Here is an 18,449-nt window from a genome sequence, read left to right on the forward strand (position 1 = left end):
CAGCGCCTGGCGCCAAATTCCCAGCACTATGCATACGCAGTAAATCCTATCCCCTTGTTTTATAAGCAATAAAAAACATCGCACTAAATGGCACGCTTTTCGCTCTAACTTGCTTGAAACAGGCGGCACGACGTAAAGACGTGCGGCATGGGACCAGGGGTTATAACCCCCGGCAAAGCGGACTAGACTGTTACCTATGTTTTACGGAACTGAAGGAACAGTAAGACGCCCGCCAGTGGCCGCTCCCATTGAGCCTGTAAGACAGCATTAAGTGCTTAGAGGCCTACCCGTTTATGAAAACACCGACCCAGACCAACGCAATTGACTTCGACAGTGCAAAATTGCAACGCCTGGGCTTTGGCCAGCCTTCCCTTATTACACGGCGCCCCGTTAGCCTCGCGCAACTGCGCCAGCAACTGAACCTGCAATTGCAGACCAGCCTGGAAGCGGAACGGATCCTTGGCCTGTTCTTTCGCGAAGTGCAGCGCCTGGTGCCCCTGGATGCCCTGCAATACCGCCATGAAGCCAGCGACCTGCGCCTGGAGTTCGGCCAGCGCGGCCATCACTCCGTGAGCTACAGCCTCAGCCACCAGGGCGAACACCTGGGAGAGCTGGTATTTCGCCGCAACCAGCGCTTCAGCGAGGAGGAACAGGGCAATCTGGAGTCGCTGCTGGCCAGCCTGCTATACCCCATGCGCAATGCCTTGCTGTATCGCTCCGCGACCCGCAGCGCCCTGCGCGATCCACTGACCGAGACCGGCAACCGCGTCGCCATGGACCAGACCCTGGGCCGGGAGATCGAAATGGCCAAGCGGCACCTGTATCCGCTGTCCTTGCTGATGCTCGATATCGATCACTTCAAGCACATCAACGACAGCCACGGCCACGCCACCGGCGACAAAGTGCTCAAGGCCGTCGCAGCCTCGATCAAAAGCCAGTTGCGCAATGTGGATATGGTGTTTCGGTTTGGCGGGGACGAGTTCCTGATCCTGCTTTCCAACACCAGCCGCGATGCCGCCACTATGGTCGGCGAACGCCTGCGCCAGGCAGCACAGGCCCAGGACTACTGGGCGGACACTACGCGTATCGAATTGACGGTGAGCCTGGGTTGCGCGACCTTGCTGGCGGGTGAGTCGGCCGAGAGCCTGCTGCGCCGGGCCGACAATGCCTTGTACGTGGCCAAGCGCGAAGGCCGCAACCGCCTGGCAATGGCGGGGTAAACGCTACCCCGCCATTGCCCGGGTCAGGCTTCGCTGGTCGCCAGCACCTGGCGCTCGCGGGTCACTGGGGTTTTCTCCAGTTGCATGCAGCGCTCCAGGAACAGGTACATGTAGTCGTAGCTTTTGCACACAGCCTGGCGCAGTTCTACTTGCAACGCCTTGCTCGGGTTCATGCCCGCCAGGGTGCAAATGATCTCCAACGCTTCCCACGGGTGGGCGTCGTCGTACTGGGCATGCATCTTCAACCACTTCATGGCGCGCTTGCGATCTTCTTCAGGGAAAGCGGCGGCATACACGCCCGTCGAACACACCAGCGCAGACCACTCCCCAGTGGCGCCTTCGATGGCGTAGTTGGTGGCGGCAATCGCAACGATCAACGAATCGGCCGAACTGGTGTGCCAGCACCAATGACTCAGTGCATGCAGCTCTGGCGCTACGTTTTGCGCCTGCAGTTCTTCCAGGCCTACACCGTGGGCGCGCGCCCAATGCATCCAATAATCGGCATGGTTCAGTTCCACGCGAATATTGCGCATCAACCAACGTCGCGCCATATCCTCCCCAGGATGACGGGCAAACTTGGTCTTGGTCAGGTTTTGTGCCATGTACAACGCGAACTGTTCCACCACTGGCCAGCCACCAATCAGGTACTGACGCATGGTCTTGGCACTGAGCTTGTTATCGCGCATGCGCTGGTACAGTTCGTGTTCGACAACTCGGCGCTTGCTCTCGCTACAGTCCTGGATCAATTGCTGAGCCCAGGCGGGGTAACTTGAGGCTTCCATAAGCGGGCCGGTTCTGCTGAATGTGTCGATCACTGTCGGGCTCCTTTTGATTTGTGATGTGTACAGACCAGCAGATGTTTCAGCGGAACGTGCCGGGCGCCTTGAATAACAGAGGCTGCGGGCGCGCAGGTCGACATTGCAAACTATCGCAGGTAAACAATTGCGGGCGCTCAATCAGGTAGCCCTGAGCGTAGTCAACGCCAATCTCGAGCAATGCCTGCTCGATGTGCGGCGTTTCGACAAACTCAGCAATAGTGCGTTTACCCATGACATGGCCGATGTGATTGATCACTTCGACCATGGCGCGGTTAATCGGGTCGTCCAGCATATCCTTTACGAAACTTCCATCGATCTTCAGGAAGTCTACAGGTAAATGTTTGAGGTAGGCGAATGAGGACATTCCGGCACAAAAGTCATCCAGGGAGAAGCAGCAACCCAAGGCCTTGAGCTCATTGATAAAACGAATCGCGCTACCCAAATTGGAAATTGCGCTGGTTTCGGTGATTTCAAAACAGATCATGCCCGGTGGAATGCCATAGGCACTGAATTTCTCCCGCAGGAAGCTCAGGAAATCATCATCGCCGATGGTGATGCCCGACAGGTTGATCGCACACATCGCCATGGGCCTGCCGGGTCGCTCAAGCATGCAACGGGCAATCAACTTGAACACGTTCTCCACCACCCAGCGGTCCAGGGAGGTCATCAACCCGTAACGCTCGGCGGCCGGGATAAAGCTGTCAGGCAAGATGATCCGCCCCGCCTCATCGTGCAGGCGCAACAGAATCTCGATATGCCCGGCACCCGCCTCGGTGTGACCCAGGGGCGCGATTTCCTGGGCATACAGGCAGAAACGGTCCTCTTCCAGGGCCATGTGCAACCTCTGGATCCAGGCCATTTCGCCAAAGCGCAAGGACAGTTCGGTGTCGTCGGCATGATAGACCTGCACCCGGTTGCGCCCCTTCTCCTTGGCCATGTAGCAGGCCATATCCGCGGCACGCAATGAAGTCTCCAGGGTGGTCGGGGTGTGCGAGATATGCACCAGGCCGATACTGACGGTGGTGACAAACGGTCGGCCTTTCCAGACAAAGTGCAGGTTTTGCACGGTATGTCGCAGGCTCTCGGCGATCTTCTCGGCCACCGGCGCCGGGCAGTTCTCCAGCAGGATGCCAAACTCATCCCCCCCAAGGCGAGCCAGGGTATCGCCCTCGCGCAGGTCCGATTGCAGCAAGGCGCAGATATGCCGCAACAGTTCATCGCCCGCCGCATGGCCACAGGTGTCGTTGACCAGCTTGAACTGGTCCAGATCCAGGAACATCAAGGCATGGCGCGCCGACTGCTGGCGCCCGATGCCATGCAGCACCTGCTCCAGGCGATATTCAAATTCACGCCGGTTGGCCAGCCCGGTCAACGCATCATGGGTCGCCTGCCAGGACAGATTGGCAATGTACTGGCGCTCCTGAGTCATGTCGTGCAACACCAACACCGCACCGCTGACCTTGCCAGCGCTGCGGATCGGTGCGCCCACCAGGGTCACGGAGACGGTGCTGCCATCCAGGCGCTGGATCAGCTTGGAGTGTTCGCTGCCACCGCTGAGTTGGCCGTCAAGAATATGGTCGATCAGGGTAAACCCGTCGACCTGGGCGTGCTCATCCAGCAAATTGAACAACGCGGCCAACGGCAGGCCTTGGGCCTGGGCCGCGTTCCAGTGGGTCAGGGATTCCGCCGCCGGGTTCATATACGCGATAGCCCCGTCGACATCGGTGGTGATCACCCCATCGCCGATGGACTCCAGGGTGATCTGCGCCCGCTCCTTCTCCAGTTGCAAGGCATCGGCAAACGCATGGCGCTGTGCCAACAGCTTGCGCGTGCGCAGCAACGCCAAGGCGATCAGCCCCAAGGCGGTGGCCAGGTTGGTGATCAGCAACAGGCGCAGAATCACTCTGGAGCCTTCACCCAAGGCGTCGCTGAAGGCCTTGGCCGCGGGTGTCACCCCATCGTTGATGGCAATGATGCGGTCTTTCCAGGCATGGATATCGGCACTGCTGACCCGATTGGCGATGATTTGCCGGTGCATCTCCTGCGCCAGCTCATCAAGTTGCACCAGGTAGCTATCACCGACGGTCCACAGTTCGATGGCTTTTTCCAAGTAGCTGAAATGGCGAAAGTTGAGATACAGCCAGATCAGGCTCGACACATCATCTGGATGGTTGCCGCCCTTTAGGATCCCCTGGCGCGCCGCCGCCAGGTCAGGACTGGGGCGATCCAGGGCGATACGCAGCTCGTGCCCGCCCTGGGGTACGGCAATGGCGTTCTGGTATTTGAGAAAGGTCGCCTGGTCGCGGTTGTCGGCGTACAGGGTCAGGTAGTAGATGGCGTCTTTCTGGCCCTTGGACCACAGGCTCTCGCCCGCCACATAGCCACGCACAGCCGACAGCATGTAAAGACTGACGCAGCCCAGCAGTGCCTGGAACAGCACAACGGCAATAAAAGGCCAGACAATACCGAGCAAACGGGGTGTTCCGAGAGTTCGCTTCTGCTTCATGAGATCCCTTGCTTGAGCACAGGCGAGTAAAAACTGCTCCTGACAGCACAGCCGAGGCCAAACGCGACCCCTTCAGGGCCGGAGCCGGGATCGATTCAGCGAACTTGTTGCAAGTGTCCATAAAGCTTGGCGTACAAGCCGCCATCGGCTATCAGTTGCTGGTGGTCGCCATCTTCGGCGATGTGCCCACCGTCAAACACTAACACCCTATCAGCCTGCTTCACCGCCGACAAACGGTGCGCAATGATCAGTGTAGTACGCCCACTGAGAAACCGCGCCAGGGCCTGGTGCAGGTTGTACTCGGTCGCCGCATCCAGGGCCGAGGTGGCTTCGTCGAGAATTACCACTTTCGGCTCGGCCAGCACCATCCGGGCAATCGCCAGGCGTTGGCGCTGGCCACCGGACAAACGCACGCCCGAACGCCCGACAATACTGTCCAGGCCCTGGGGCAACCCTTTGACCGTAGCATCCAGCTGGGCAATTTCAAGGGCCTGCCAACAGGCCTGGTCAGTGCGCTCGCGGCCCATGGTGAGGTTGGCGCGCACGGTGTCGTTGAACAGCGCCGGATGCTGCAGCACCACCGCGACATGCTCGCGGATGGTTTCCAGGCCAATCGCCTGCTGGCTCGCGCCGCCGAAGCTGATCGTCCCCGCTTGCGGGGTGTAGAGCCCCAGTAGCAGTTGCACCAGGGTACTTTTACCGCCGCCACTGGCGCCGACGATCGCAACCTTTTCGCCGGGGGCAATGGCCAGGTTCAACTGGTTGAGCACCAGGTCTTCGCCGTAGCCGAAATCCAGGCCCCGTACTTCGATGCCCACGGTTTCGCTCCCGGTAAACGGATCCTCGCCCCCGGCATATTGCGGCTCGTCAGCTCGGGCCAGCAGTTCATTGATGCGCGTCAGCGCACCGCCAGCGGCGTAGTAGGCGTACTGCAAGTTCAGCAGTTGTTCCACCGGGCCGATCATGAACCACAGGTAGCTGAACACCGCGAGCATCTGGCCGATGGACAGGTCGGAAAACAGCACCGTGAGCATCGCCGCCGCACGGAAAATATCGATACCAAACTGGAACAACAGGCCACTGGCGCGGCTGGAGGCATCGCTTTTCCACTGGGAGTTGATGGCAAAGTCGCGCACTTCCTGGGCTCGCTGCCCCAGGCGCCCGAGGAAGAAGCCCTGGCGATTGCCGGCGCGCACTTCCTGGATAGCATCCAGGGTTTCCGTCAGGGCCTGGGTGAACCGCGAGGTGCTGTCGTTTTCCAGCTTCTTCAGGTGCTTGACCCGCTTGCCCAGCTGCACCGTGGCATAGATCACCAGTGGGTTGAACAGCAGGATCAACAGCGCCAGCTTCCAGTGCATCCACATCAGGATGCCGGAAGTGCCGACCAGGGTCAGCATGGCCACCAGGAAGCGGCTCAAGGTTTCGCCGACAAACTTGTCCACGGTGTCCAGGTCGGTCACCAGGTGCGTGGTCACGGTGCCGCCGCCCAGGCTTTCGTATTCACTCAGGGAAATGCGCTTGAGCCGTTCGATCAACCGCACGCGGATGCGGTAGACAATATCCTTGGCCAGCCCGGCAAACAGGCGCGCCTGGACCACGTTGAACACCAGCGCCGCGCAACGCAGCACCAGGGTGATCAGCAGCATCAGGCCGATATAGCCTGCGGCCTGCTGCCAGGGTGCTGGCAACGCGTGGTTCATCACCTTCAGTGCGGCATCGCCATTGCCCAGCAACACCTCGTCCACCAGCAACGGCAGGAGCAAGGGAATCGGTACGCTGCACAGGGTCGCCAGAACGGCGACACCATTGGCGATCCACAACGCTTTTTTATGGCGCAGGGCCAGGCGGCGGATTTCTGCCCAGGTCAGCCGATCAACGCGTACGGCGGGTTGATCAGCCACAGGCGGCTCGCTCCAACCAGCGACCGAGCAACGGCGATAGCTCGGACAGCGGCTGGTAGCCGTTGGTCAACAAGGCCAATTGGCCATTGCGCTCGGCCAACAAGGTAGGGAAACCGGCGATGCCCAGGTCCTGAACCCAAGTGAAATCGGCGGCCGTGGCGGCATGTTGTTCGGCACGATCAAAGGCCTCGGCAAACTCGATACGCGGCACTCCGGCGGTCTCGGCCAGTTCCACCAACACACTGGCGCGGGTCACATCGCGACCCTCGACGTAAAATGCCTGCTGGATCAGCCCCAGCAGCTTCCACGCACAATCGGGTGCCAAACCGCGAGCCGTCACGAGCGCACGGCATGCCGGCTCCGTGTCATATACAAAGCCGTCAGGCAAGGCGCCCTCCAGGCGGAACGGCTGGCCAGTGGCTTCAGTCACCGCCTGCCAGTGTTCCAGGATATAGCGCCGGGTGGCCGGCTCCAGCGCCGAACCACTGCCGGTGCGCAAACCGCCGACCACCAGGTGCAATTCCACGCCAGCTGCCTGGGCCTGCTCAACCAGGGCCTTGGCCACCGGGGCAAAACCCCAGCACCAGGAACACATCGGGTCCATTACATAGAGCAGGCGCGCGGACATGGTTCAAGCCTCGGTGGATGATTGCTTGTAGTTGTAACCAATCGGGTGCGGCATATTGCGGGCCTTGGCCAGTTCGATCTGCTTCTGGCGGTCGATCGCACTGCGACGGGTCTTCTCGGACAGCTTATCCCAGCAATGCGGGCAACTGATGCCGGCCACGTAATGCTCGGATGCGCGGTCCTCTACGCTAACCGGTGTACGGCAGGCATGACATTGATCGTAGTCACCTTCGCTCAAGTCGTGGCGCACGGTCACGCGGTTATCGAAAACAAAACAGTCGCCCTGCCATTTGGTTTGCTCCTGGGGCACCTCCTCGAGGTACTTGAGGATGCCGCCCTTGAGGTGATACACCTCATCGAAGCCTTCGCTGAGCATGTAGCTGGACGCCTTTTCACAGCGAATGCCGCCGGTGCAGAACATGGCGACTTTCTTGTGTTTGGCCGGGTCGAAGTTGGCTTTGATGTAGTCGGGAAATTCGCGAAAACTGGTGGTCTTCGGGTCGATCGCGCCTTCAAAGGTGCCGATCGATACTTCATAGTCGTTACGGGTGTCGATCAACAGCACTTCTGGATCGCTGATCAGGGCGTTCCAGTCTTGTGGATCAACGTAGGTACCGACTTTCTTGTTGGGGTCGACGCCTTCGACGCCCAGGGTCACGATCTCTTTTTTCAGTTTGACCTTGGTGCGGTAGAACGGCTGCTCATCGCAGTACGACTCTTTGTGGTCGATATCGACCATGCGTGGGTCGTTCTTCAGCCAGGCCATCAGGCCATCAATGCCTTCGCGACTGCCGGAAACGGTGCCGTTGATGCCTTCTTCGGCGATCAGCAAGGTGCCCTTGATACCGTTGTCGACCATGGCCTGCAACAGGGGCTCGCGCAGGGCGACGTAATCTTCGAGGGTGACGAACTTATACAGTGCCGCCACGACGATGGGTTGTGTCATGGGTGTTCTCTCCAGGTGGCTACCCTCGCAAAGGGTGAACCGGATGCAAAAAAAAACGCGCCGACTGAGCGGCGCGTTGCGGATTCTATCAGGGATAAACCCCGAACTGTAGGAGCGAGCTTGCTCGCGAAAAACCTGAGAACGCCGCGTGCTTTCAGAATGCGCGCGTCATCGTTAACGATCTTCGCGAGCAAGCTCGCTCCTACAGAGGTTGAGCGTTACCGATCAATGTCCGCCGGCGCAGGTCGGCGAGGCCGGCGCTGCGTCGATTTTCGCCCATTCTTCAGGCGTGTAGGTATGCAGTGCCAGCGCATGGAACTCGCCCATCAGGTCACCCAACGTGGCGTAGACCTTCTGGTGGCGCTTGACGCGGTTGAGCCCGTCGAACTGCTGGCTGACCAGCACGGCCTTGAAGTGCGTCTGCAATCCACGGCTGTGCATATGGCTTTCGTCCAGCACACTCACGTGTTCCGGGCTCAGGGCGGCAAGTGCCGATTCGATACGCTGCTGCATGGTCATTGCTTACTTCTTCTTGGCGGGTGCGGCTTTGGGGGTCAGCTCGTTGGTCATGTCTTCCAACAGCTTGTTCACGACCGGTACGGCGCTTTCCAGCTTGGCCTGGGTCAGTTGGGCCGATTGCTGGGTCAGTTGCGGCATTTTCTCCAGGACTTTCTTGCCCAGCGGAGACTTGTAGAAGGCAACCAGGTCCTTGAGCTCGGATTCGCTGAAGTTGCTGGTGTACAGCTTGACCATGTCCGGCTTGAGCTTGTTCCAGCCAATGGCCTGGTCCAGGGCGGCGTTGGCCTTGGCCTGGTAGGTGTCCAGCACGGTTTGCTTGGCGGCAGGCGCCTTGGTTTGCTCGAAACGCTGGGCGAACATTTGCTGCACTTGCATGTACACCGGGGTGCCGAGCTTGTCTGCGTGAGCCAGGGTCAGGAAGGCTTCGGCACTGGCGTTGTGGCTGGCGGTATCGGCAAAAACCTGGCCGCTGGCACATACCAGAGCAACCGCGGTACAGATGGCACGAAGACGAGTCATCGAATTTCCTTTTCTAGCAGGCGAGGTAAGACCCCAAGGGCGACCATTCTGCGCCTAAAAAACGCCGGCACTCAACCCCACGCCTTGTAGGGCCTGGTTTTGCGGGGGTTTGCCCGATGAAATGGCTTTTATGGAACCCAAACGGGCCCCCAGGGCCTAAACTGCGCAAACCGACTACAAGGAGAGTCACCGCGATGAGCCGTATCGAAACCGACAGCCTGGGTGAAGTACAAGTCCCGGATGACGCTTACTGGGGCGCACAGACCCAGCGTTCACTGGTCAATTTCGCCATCGGCGAGCAACGCATGCCACTGGCGGTCCTCCACGCCCTGGCCCTGATCAAGAAAGCTGCGGCGCGGGTCAACGATCGCAATGGCGACCTGCCCGCCGATATCGCCCGCCTGATCGAACAGGCCGCCGACGAAGTACTCGACGGCAAGCATGATGACCAGTTCCCGCTGGTGGTCTGGCAGACCGGCAGCGGTACCCAGAGCAACATGAACGCCAACGAAGTGATCGCCGGCCGCGCCAATGAGCTGTCGGGCAAGCCCCGTGGCGGCAAGAGCCCGGTGCATCCCAACGATCACGTCAACCGCTCCCAGAGTTCCAACGACAGCTTCCCCACCGCCATGAGCATTGCCACAGTGCAGGCGGTGCATGAGCAGTTGCTGCCGGCGCTGCGCGAGCTGTCCGGCGGGCTGGCAGAGCTGTCGGCGCGCCATATGAAGCTGGTCAAGACCGGCCGCACCCACATGATGGACGCCACGCCCATCACCTTTGGCCAGGAAGTCTCGGCATTTATCGCGCAACTCGATTATGCCGAGCGCGCCATTCGCAGTGCCCTGCCCGCCGTGTGCGAGCTAGCGCAAGGTGGTACGGCGGTCGGCACCGGCCTGAACTCGCCCCATGGCTTTGGTGAGGCAATTGCCGCAGAAATTGCCGCGTTGTCCGGGTTGCCGTTTGTCACCGCCCCCAACAAATTCGCCGCGCTGTCGGGCCATGAGCCGCTGACCACCCTGTCTGGCGCCCTGAAGACCCTGGCCGTGGCCTTGATGAAAATCGCCAACGACCTGCGCCTGCTGGGCTCGGGCCCACGCGCCGGGCTGGCTGAAGTGCGCATGCCGGCCAATGAGCCGGGCAGTTCGATCATGCCCGGCAAGGTCAACCCGACCCAGTGCGAAGCCCTGTCGATGCTGGCCTGCCAGGTACTGGGCAATGACGTGACCATCGGCATTGCTGCAAGCCAGGGGCATTTGCAGTTGAACGTGTACAAGCCGGTGATCATCCACAACCTGCTGGAGTCGATCCGCTTGCTCGCCGACGGCTGTCGCAACTTCCAGGAACATTGCATCGCGGGCCTTGAGCCCGACGCCGAGCAAATGGCCGAACACCTGGAGCGCGGCCTGATGCTGGTGACGGCGCTGAACCCGCATATCGGCTATGACAAATCAGCAGAGATTGCCAAGAAAGCCTACGCCGAGGGGCTGACGCTACGGGAAGCCGCGCTGGAGTTGGGCTACCTCACTGACGAAGAGTTCGACCAGTGGGTACGCCCGGAAAATATGCTCGAAGCCGGGCATTAAGACGCCAAACGCAGCCGCCGGGCCTTGAGCCCGGCGAGCAACGACGGCGCCAGCGCGACAGTCGCCGACCCCAGCACCACCACCAGCGCCCCGGCATAGCCCAGGGCGTTGATCTCTTCGGCCTGCACGTAGTCCGGCCATAGCCAGGCCGCCAAGGCGACCGCTACAAAGGTCACCAGCGGCGTGAGCGCCAGGGTCGCACTCACCCGCGAGGCTTCCCAATGGGCCAGGGCTTCGGCAAACGCGCCGTAGGCCACCAGCGTATTCATGCAGCACGCCAACAGCAGCCAGCCTTGCAGCGGGCTCAGTTGCAGCGCTTCCAGCGGATGGGCCCATGGCGTGAGCAACAAGGCGCAGGTGAGGTAGATCACCATCATGACTTGCAGCGAATTCCACACGGTCAGCAATTGCTTCTGACCCAGGGCATAGAACACCCAGATCGACGTGGCGAGCAGGATCGTCAGCACCCCGGCGGTGTAAGTGCCGAGGGACGTCAGTAATTCCTCCAGGCGCTGGTTGAAGAACAGGCCGAAGCCTGCGATCAAGACGACCAATCCCACCACTTGCCCGCGGCTGAAACGTTCCTTGAACACAAACACGCTGGCGATCATCAAAAAGATCGGCCCCATCTGCACGACCAACTGTGCGGTGCCGGGGCTGAGCGATTTCAGGCCCACCAGGTACAACACGTAGTTGCCCACCAGGCCGCATACCGCCATCGCCACCAGCCAACCGCCCTTGGGGCCGAGCACTTTGCGGCTGGGCAGACGCTTGGTGGCCGCAAGGTAGACGAACAGACAACCGCCGGCCACGGTCAGGCGAAACCAGGTGACGGTGATCGGGTCCATCACCTGCAGCACTTGCTTGAGTTTGATCGGCAGAATGCCCCAGAGGAACGCGGTCAGCAGGGTCAAGCCAAAGCCATAGACCCAGCGGCCGGAAGAGATGTGCATGAGTGCCCCAAAAAGCCAGAGGTGGAGGAGCTGGCATTCTAGGGCGATGCGGTGTGTTTTGGGTATCGATCATTCATCTGCTGCAGACCGAGTCATGGCACCCCCATCACCAGTACACCGCTGCCGCTGATAGCCCCCGGAGTCGGCAGTGAGCCGGTTCGCCGCACCAGCGAAAACGTCACATCGTCTCCGCCCACACTGTTGGTGATTCGGGTGAGGAATGAACCGTTAACGGCTACCGCAGCCCCGCCGCGCAAGAGCGCCGTGCCCACGTCGGCATTGCTCATGAGCAACAGCCGCGAGTCGAACGAGGAGCGCGTGCCTTTATAAGTAATGGTGATCGGTGTGTTGATTCCGCCGTCCGGACAGGAGTAAGTGAGTCTGCGGTTACTGACCACGGACGTTGACAGCGGATCGGTGCCGATTGCCCGTTGGTGGACGTCGCCGAAGTTGATTTCGATCGGGTTGTTATTGTTGATCGTGCAGGTTGAGGGCGAGATGGTGAAATTGTTGGCGGCGTAATAAGTGACCGTCAGACTCGCCGAGGATGTGTCGTAATTGTTTGTCTGCTCCAGACGCAGCACACCGAGGGCGTCCCCTACGCGAATGTCGATGGGGTTGCTGGGATTGTTACGCAGCATGATGTAAGGGGTCACATTGATGGGATAACCGATGAGGTTATTGGGCATCGTTGCGATATAAATGCCGTTGGGAACGGGATTGTTGTAAAACGCTCCATTTATACGAAGGCCGGTGATTTGGGCGGCAAACTTTGGGCCTGGAGTCCATGCCGAACCGACCCTGGTCGAGGTTCGCCAGTAGTCCTCTCTCGAGGGAGGAAAGCCCGGGAAGGGTTTAAACCTGCACTCCAGATTCGCGCCCTCAAGCATGATACGTGTCTTATCAGCATCCGCCTGAACCCTGACGGGAACCTGCAGGTTAGGGTTTCCGCCTATCCACGCCCCACCGTCTACCCGGCACTCAGCAGCGCGCAAGTTTGTAGTCACGCCAATCAAGACGAGAAGCACCGTGGTTCCAAATAATCGTTTCATTTCTAATCTCTCTTTGCCTGTCTCCCCGCGTGACCCAACGCGCTTTCACCGTGTGCGTCAAAGCCGCCCGAGAGAGCGTTGAGGTTCGCCTGAGGCTTTTTATGTGCACTGCCACCCCCTTCAATGTCGGCAGTGACGAAAAGGTGATGTCCACTGACGTAATGAGGGGCACTGGCAAGCTGTCGTGAAAAATCCGAACCCCCATCGCACGTCACGCCGTGCCTTGCAGTCCCCCGGAGGCGCTGGAGGTTAGCCAAGGCCACTTTCAGCTGTGAACGATTACGGATAGTCCAATGTAAAAGTGGAGGTCACCGTGTACGCGCCGTGCCCGATGGTTTGATCCCTGATCGCATTCGGCTCGCCCTGTACGTAGGCCTTGAGCTCAATGACATTGCTGCCATCGCTTAGCAGTTGCCTGTCGCTGACGGCATTCAAGGGCAAGGGCTTGTCACTCAGCGTTTCCATGCCCACCCCGATCCCCGAGGCACCACTGCCGCCATCGAGCGCGAGCAAACCGGGCAGCGCGGTGTTTTCCGTGCCGCCGAACATGATGGTCACCGAGTCGCCGATCGTGGTGTCACAATCCTCCAGGTGCAGCCTGAAACGCTTGCCCACGGATCGCGTGTTGAGATAGAGGTATTTGCTGGTCAGGTCCCACAATTCCAGAGTGACGGCCTCGTCACCGGGGCGCAGTGTGCAGGCCTCTTCAACCAGGTTGCCCTTGAAGCTCAGGTTGTCCGCCGCATACCCCAAGGGGGCCAGGCCGAAGGCGAGCAGCACTGCCAACCCGCCCTTATGCACAATTTCATATCGCATCGACTCAGCTCCTACTGGTATTCGGCCAACAACGTGGCCACCGCCGTAAACCGGGCCGGCGTCAGGACTGCCCCGGGCTGTTGCACCGGAACGACCTCCAATGTCGGCGGTGACGACAGGGTGATGTCCATTGGCGTATTGAGGGGCAATGGCAGGCTGTTCTGAAAAACCCGAATACCCAGCGCCGGCACGCTGGTCTGCACGGCAGAGCCATCAAACGCCGTGGGGGTGCCGTTGACACTCAACTTCAACGCCCACGGCAACGTGTCAGTGCCACAATTAATCGCGTAACCGATGCCTTTTCGGTATTTCACACCATCAATGCGCTTGACCCCGACGTCGCCAAAGTCGACTTCAATGGTCTTGCCACCTTCAATCGTGCAGGGTGGCGGCTCGTTCAACATACCGCTGAACGTCAGGTTGGCCGATGCAACATTGCACAGGCCGATGGAGCACAGCGCGAGCAATGCTCGCTGTGGCCAAACCTTCATTAGTCGTTCCTCATATAGGTCGCCGTCATTGGTAATCGACCACAAGGGTCGCAGCGGCATCGAACGCCCCGCCGCTCAGTTGGCTGCCCGCGCGTTTGACGGGCACCGCCTGCACCACCGGGAAATTGGGATAGGTAAAGTTCACCCGGGTGTTGAGCGGCCAGTCAGCGCCGTTCACGAACAGCTTGACCCCAAGGTCCGCCTTGCGCGTAGAGAGCACGCGGCTGTCAAACGAGGCACCGGTGCCGTTGAGCGCCAGGGTCAACGCATTGCTGTGGGGAGCGCTGCAGGTGACGGTGTACGGCACATCGCGACGATAATTCACCCCGTCCACCCGTGACGTCTGCAAGTCATTGCCAAACGGCACGTCCAGCGTATTGCCACTGTTAATGACACACGGCGGAGGGGCAATGATGACCGCGCGAATCGTCAAATTGGTCTGTGCCTGCACACTCTGGCTGACGGCCCCTATCAGGCAAACAGCGATCAGAATGGCCCGTGGGCTGATTGGTCTATCCATCGCTCTGCCCTTACTCATAGTTGAGCCTGAAATCCACCACGGCCCTGAATGCTCCACTGGTCAGTGGCGCAGCGGTGCGTGTGGGCCGTACGTGCCAGGTCTGAATGTTGCGTCCCACGGGCAGAAACAAAGCTTCGCCCCTTGAACCCAACTGGACGTCCCGGCCCAGGGCGTCGGTCAATTGCAGGCCCATCCCGGTGATGCCTTGCACTTTGACCAGCCGTGGATCATCGGGATCGGCAGGCGCAGAAAACGCCACCGACAGCACGGGTTGGTAGGCACTCCATACCAGGTTGCCGGTGCGTTCACTGCGCGCGCGGCCGGCGGTGCGCTGGCAATCGGTAAAGCGCAGTTGAAAAGCCTTTGCAGTCGCCTGGTCACCGGGCCGCTGCAGCTGGCTGCTCGACACAGCGTCCAGGTCAACCGTTTGATGCAGTGACGCCATCTCCAGGCTGCAAGGCGATTCATGCATGGACCCGAGCACATTCAGCATCCCGCTCATACCTTCAATATCCTCGTCCTCCTCGGCGTGTACGCCCATCGCCAGGATCCACAACAAGCTGCCCAAGACCTTCACATTGTTCGATTTCATGACGTTCTCCAGCCGCATTACTCTTTCGGCAATGCGGCCTGCGTGTTCACCTGGCACGTGTTGCCATTGCAGGTGAAGGCCAGAAGCGGACGGCCGCCGTAATCATTCACATAGGCCAGGTAAGGGGTCGTACCCAGTGCGCTGGCCGTGGGGCCCAAGGTCAATGCGTCTTTGGGCGGGATCATCAGCGGCGCGAAGCCCTGCGCGGTTTTGCCGTCCTTGCTGCTGCGCGCATCCACCAGGGTCACGTAATAAGGCGTCGGGTTGTTAACCCGGTATTGATCGCCTTCGCGGGTCAGGGTCAGTTTCTGCTGCCAGGGGTTGGACAGGTCTTGCTGGCTTGGCGTAATAGCTTGTGGTCGATAGAACAACTTGATGCGGGTCTGCAATGCAATTTGCAGGGTGTTGGATTTATCGCTGCGCGGCGGGATTTCCCTCAAGTTGAAGTAGTAGACCGTCTCCCGATCCTGCGGTAACGACTTGGCTGCCGGTAATGCCTGAATTTTCACCTGGCTTTGTTTACCAGGCTCCAAGCGTTGAACAGGCGGGAGCACGATCAAGGGCGAGGTGATTTTTTTACCCGCCTCATCCTCAATCCAACCTTGGGCCAGATACGGCAGCTGGGTATTGTTGTTGGTAATGCTCACGCTGGTGGCATCTTTGCCGCCATCAAAAATCACGCGGGTACGGTCCAGGCCGACGGCGGCGCCGGCGCTCTGGCTCAAACCCAGAGCCAGGAGCACGAAAGCCGGAGGGGTGAGGCGCATATCAAGCATCATGAGGCTGTGTTCTCCGTATCGATAAGTTCCCCGGTCAGCGTGGCTGGCCCGGGCAAGGATGGGGTTGCAGCGATCCTGTGGCAGCCCAGTTGCAAGGTGTCCGTCAAACCATCAACGGGCAGGATGGCGGGAAGCGTAAGGACGCATTGTTCGTCGCCGCCCCAACTGACGACCATCTGCTCGCCAGCCCGCAAGCCACTCAGGTAGACACTGCCGCTGTCATTCACAATCCCGGTGTCCTGTTGCTTCATGTTCTTCACCGTCGCGCCGAAGGGCGGTGAACTGCCATCCGGCAGGCGCACAATGGCCATGGCTTTTTCGCCGGCAATCACATCCAACGCGCGGTAACCAATCGCTCCTTCGGTGAGCGTTAACTGGGTGACCGACTCAGTCGCTTCGACATTGCTCGGCAAGCGCTCCAGATCAACGCTGGCCACCGTACGCTGGTAGCTGCTGATGTCGGAGATGACAGCCTTGCCAAAGACGTTACTGCGAGTCGGTGAGCCGTAACCGCGAACAGGTACATCGGGCACCCCACCGGTATCGATCATCAGGCGCGTGCCGCCGGTGCTGGTGGTACGGTGCAGAGCCGCACCGTAGGCCGTGAGCGTGCCACCACCACGGGCAGACACACCCAGGCTGCTGTAGCCACCCTCTTGCGTACTGGCGCTGATATCGATGTCGGCCTGATCCCCCATATGACTCAGATACCCACTGCCGTAGGCATTGCTGGCACTGAGCTGGTAGCTGTTGCGCTCATCGATCCGATCGCTGTAGCGGGTTGCAAAGGTGTTCTTGCCAGCGGCCCTGTTGGCATCCGCCGACAGGGTGCCGGTGCGCCCAAACGGCAGGCTGACCGTCAGCGCCATGCCGTTGTCGTTGTAGTTGTATTCCTGGGTGCGATACATATTCAGGGACAGGTTCATATTCTTGACCGTGCCCACATTGAAGTAACGCGACAACGACAGGTTCCAACGCTGAGTGTCCGGCCGGTCCCAATAGGTTTGCTTGTGGTAACTGGCGTAGACGGTAGCGCCCAGGTCACGAAACTGTTTGTTGACCGTCACCGTATAAAGCGCCTTGCTGCCGCCAATAGGCTTCCAGCCCTCGCTTAAATCGCGATAATCGCCGCGCCCGCCGAGTTCACCGTTCAAACCGTAATGCCGGGCGTCCAGGTACTCACTCATACTCAAGAAATTCTTCTCGGAAAACCGGTAACCGGCGAAGGTCACCTGGCTGTCATACTCTTCAAAGTTCTTGGAGTATTGAAGGCGGTAGGATTTACCCGAGAGCGTCTCGTTCCACACATGGGCGCGCGACTGCGTCACGTCCAGCGAAACGGCGCCGAACGCCAGCAAGTCGCGCCCTGCGCCCACGGACACGGCTCGGTAGTTGTTGTCGGTCATGCCGCCGCCGAACAACGACCAGCCATTGCTGATCCCCCAGGAAAACTCCCCGGTACCGAAAAAGTCGCCATCCGCACCGTATTGCAGATTGGACGGTCGACCCGCCGCCAGCTTGTAACGCATTTGGCCCGGACGCGTCAGGTAGGGAACACCCGCCGTGTCGATCTGGAAGCTGTTTACCACGCCATCCTGTTCTTCAATCCGCACGTCCAACTTGCCCGTCACCGCGTCCTGCAAGTCCTGAATGCGAAAGGGGCCTGCCGCCACCAGGGTTTCGTAGAGCACGCGCCCCTGCTGGCTGATGATGACTTTCGCATTGGTTTTGGCCACCCCGACAACTTCCGGCGCGTAACCACGCAGGTTGGGTGGTAACTGGCTTTCATCCGAGTTCAGCGCGGCACCGGTAAAGCGGAAGCTGTCAAACAGGTCCGAATACAGGTAGTTCTCACCCACTAACAGGCGCGCTCTCAACGCCGGAATAGCGCGATACGCGTAGTAGCGGCTCCACTCCAGCTTTTGAGGCCCTGCGGCTTCTTGTCGGCCGCTCTCGACGCGCCCTTGCCAGTCCGCCCTGAGGCGCCAGGCACCGGCATTAGCCCCCACGGTGCCATTGCCACTGAGGTTTTTGCGGTTACCGTCGTTTCGTTGATAGTTGGACTGCGCCGTCAGGCTGTAATCGATCAACAGCCCCGGCACGCCTTCATCCCAGCGTGAAGGCGGATCCCAGTTGATGGCGCTGTACTCAAGGTATGCCTGGGGCAAGTTGATGCTCAGCGTGGAGCTGGCCAGATCACCCTGGACGTCCATGCCAGGCAAACTTTGAATGTCCAGGCAATCGCCGCCTTTCCACCATGCCAGTTTGTCGGCTTCGGACACTTTAAGGCCCAACTGTTCCACAAGACTGTGGGACAAACAGGCCTGGCTACCCTTGGGATCATTATCGGGCGGATAGAACGCCACCGGTTGTTCAGCAATAGGCTGACCGTTTATCTGCACAACCATCGAATAAGTGCCGGGTAAAATAAACCCGCTGCGCGCAAACTGAGACAAGTCAATATTAGTGCGATCAGTCAGGTCAAGAACGTCCGTATTAAACTCGATGTCTGCGGCGCCCAATGCACTTCCCGCCAGTGATATAAGCCCACCAAACAGGCCCGGGCGCAGCGTATTTTTGATCTTCGCCGTATTCAACATGCATGCC

General features: G+C 59.8%; 17 protein-coding genes and 1 pseudogene. 2 read left to right on the forward strand and 16 right to left on the reverse strand.

All coding sequences use genetic code 11. The annotated features are described in order from the left end of the window. Nucleotides 1-293 precede the first annotated feature (293 nt). Nucleotides 294-1,220 (forward strand): GGDEF domain-containing protein, encoded by a 927-nt coding sequence (locus HBO09_RS05505; protein WP_169996611.1) that lies wholly within the window; start codon nt 294-296, stop codon nt 1,218-1,220. Nucleotides 1,221-1,243: 23 nt separating this feature from the next. On the opposite strand, the gene HBO09_RS05510 is transcribed toward HBO09_RS05505, so the two are convergent. From HBO09_RS05510 to HBO09_RS05540, 8 genes and pseudogenes are all read right to left on the reverse strand, one after another. Further along, entirely contained in the window at nt 1,244-2,035 is a 792-nt protein-coding gene (locus HBO09_RS05510) for an iron-containing redox enzyme family protein (protein ID WP_169996609.1), read from the reverse strand. A 46-nt stretch (nt 2,036-2,081) separates the two neighbouring features. Then, a complete protein-coding gene (locus HBO09_RS05515; protein WP_169996607.1) occupies nt 2,082-4,544 on the reverse strand; it encodes an EAL domain-containing protein in 2,463 nt (820 codons plus the stop codon). 95 nt (nt 4,545-4,639) lie between these two features. Further along, nucleotides 4,640-6,445: an ABC transporter ATP-binding protein gene (locus tag HBO09_RS05520; RefSeq protein ID WP_169996605.1), complete on the reverse strand. Its 1,806-nt coding sequence runs from the start codon at nt 6,443-6,445 to the stop codon at nt 4,640-4,642. Beyond that, nucleotides 6,438-7,040 carry a DsbA family protein gene (locus tag HBO09_RS05525; RefSeq protein ID WP_169996773.1) on the reverse strand — a complete coding sequence of 201 codons (603 nt, stop codon included), beginning with the start codon at nt 7,038-7,040 and terminating at the stop codon, nt 6,438-6,440. The genes HBO09_RS05520 and HBO09_RS05525 overlap by 8 nt, the downstream gene beginning before the upstream one ends. Before the next feature lie 36 nt (nt 7,041-7,076). Next, nucleotides 7,077-8,018, reverse strand: coding sequence for a rhodanese-related sulfurtransferase (locus HBO09_RS05530; RefSeq protein WP_169996603.1), 942 nt, complete (start codon nt 8,016-8,018; stop codon nt 7,077-7,079). Between the two features lie 104 nt (nt 8,019-8,122). Further along, a pseudogene (locus tag HBO09_RS28800) lies at nt 8,123-8,212 on the reverse strand (outer membrane lipoprotein carrier protein LolA); the annotation flags it as partial. A 31-nt stretch (nt 8,213-8,243) separates the two neighbouring features. Continuing rightward, nucleotides 8,244-8,537, reverse strand: coding sequence for a BolA family protein (locus HBO09_RS05535; protein ID WP_169996601.1), 294 nt, complete (start codon nt 8,535-8,537; stop codon nt 8,244-8,246). A 3-nt stretch (nt 8,538-8,540) separates the two neighbouring features. Beyond that, nucleotides 8,541-9,056: a DUF2059 domain-containing protein gene (locus HBO09_RS05540; protein WP_057958889.1), complete on the reverse strand. Its 516-nt coding sequence runs from the start codon at nt 9,054-9,056 to the stop codon at nt 8,541-8,543. A 194-nt stretch (nt 9,057-9,250) separates the two neighbouring features. On the opposite strand from HBO09_RS05540, the gene HBO09_RS05545 reads away from it, so the two are divergent. Further along, on the forward strand, nt 9,251-10,639 hold the full coding sequence (locus HBO09_RS05545) for a class II fumarate hydratase (RefSeq protein ID WP_169996599.1): 1,389 nt from the start codon (nt 9,251-9,253) through the stop codon (nt 10,637-10,639). On the opposite strand, the gene HBO09_RS05550 is transcribed toward HBO09_RS05545, so the two are convergent. The 8 genes from HBO09_RS05550 to HBO09_RS05585 all read right to left on the reverse strand — a co-directional run bounded on the left by HBO09_RS05550 (nt 10,636) and on the right by HBO09_RS05585 (nt 18,442). Next, the gene (locus HBO09_RS05550) at nt 10,636-11,592 is read right to left on the reverse strand and encodes a DMT family transporter (RefSeq protein ID WP_032885947.1); all 957 of its coding nucleotides are present in this window, start codon (nt 11,590-11,592) and stop codon (nt 10,636-10,638) included. The genes HBO09_RS05545 and HBO09_RS05550 overlap by 4 nt on opposite strands. Before the next feature lie 92 nt (nt 11,593-11,684). Then, nucleotides 11,685-12,644, reverse strand: a complete 960-nt coding sequence (locus HBO09_RS05555) for a fimbrial protein (RefSeq protein ID WP_169996597.1) — start codon at nt 12,642-12,644, stop codon at nt 11,685-11,687. A gap of 279 nt (nt 12,645-12,923) precedes the next feature. Continuing rightward, nucleotides 12,924-13,460, reverse strand: a complete 537-nt coding sequence (locus tag HBO09_RS05560) for a fimbrial protein (RefSeq protein ID WP_170060853.1) — start codon at nt 13,458-13,460, stop codon at nt 12,924-12,926. An 11-nt stretch (nt 13,461-13,471) separates the two neighbouring features. Then, nucleotides 13,472-13,951 (reverse strand): fimbrial protein, encoded by a 480-nt coding sequence (locus HBO09_RS05565; RefSeq protein WP_169996593.1) that lies wholly within the window; start codon nt 13,949-13,951, stop codon nt 13,472-13,474. Between the two features lie 25 nt (nt 13,952-13,976). Then, complete coding sequence (locus tag HBO09_RS05570) at nt 13,977-14,471, reverse strand: fimbrial protein (RefSeq protein ID WP_233896878.1); 495 nt, start codon at nt 14,469-14,471, stop codon at nt 13,977-13,979. A gap of 10 nt (nt 14,472-14,481) precedes the next feature. Next, nucleotides 14,482-15,063: a fimbrial protein gene (locus HBO09_RS05575; protein ID WP_169996591.1), complete on the reverse strand. Its 582-nt coding sequence runs from the start codon at nt 15,061-15,063 to the stop codon at nt 14,482-14,484. A 17-nt stretch (nt 15,064-15,080) separates the two neighbouring features. Beyond that, nucleotides 15,081-15,842 (reverse strand): fimbria/pilus periplasmic chaperone, encoded by a 762-nt coding sequence (locus tag HBO09_RS05580; RefSeq protein WP_169996589.1) that lies wholly within the window; start codon nt 15,840-15,842, stop codon nt 15,081-15,083. Beyond that, nucleotides 15,839-18,442, reverse strand: coding sequence for an outer membrane usher protein (locus HBO09_RS05585; protein WP_169996587.1), 2,604 nt, complete (start codon nt 18,440-18,442; stop codon nt 15,839-15,841). Before HBO09_RS05585 ends, HBO09_RS05580 begins: the two co-directional genes overlap by 4 nt. Between the last annotated feature and the right edge of the window lie 7 nt (nt 18,443-18,449).

Source organism: Pseudomonas sp. WS 5027 (genome assembly GCF_012985695.1).
Classification (GTDB): Bacteria; Pseudomonadota; Gammaproteobacteria; order Pseudomonadales; family Pseudomonadaceae; genus Aquipseudomonas; species Aquipseudomonas hygromyciniae.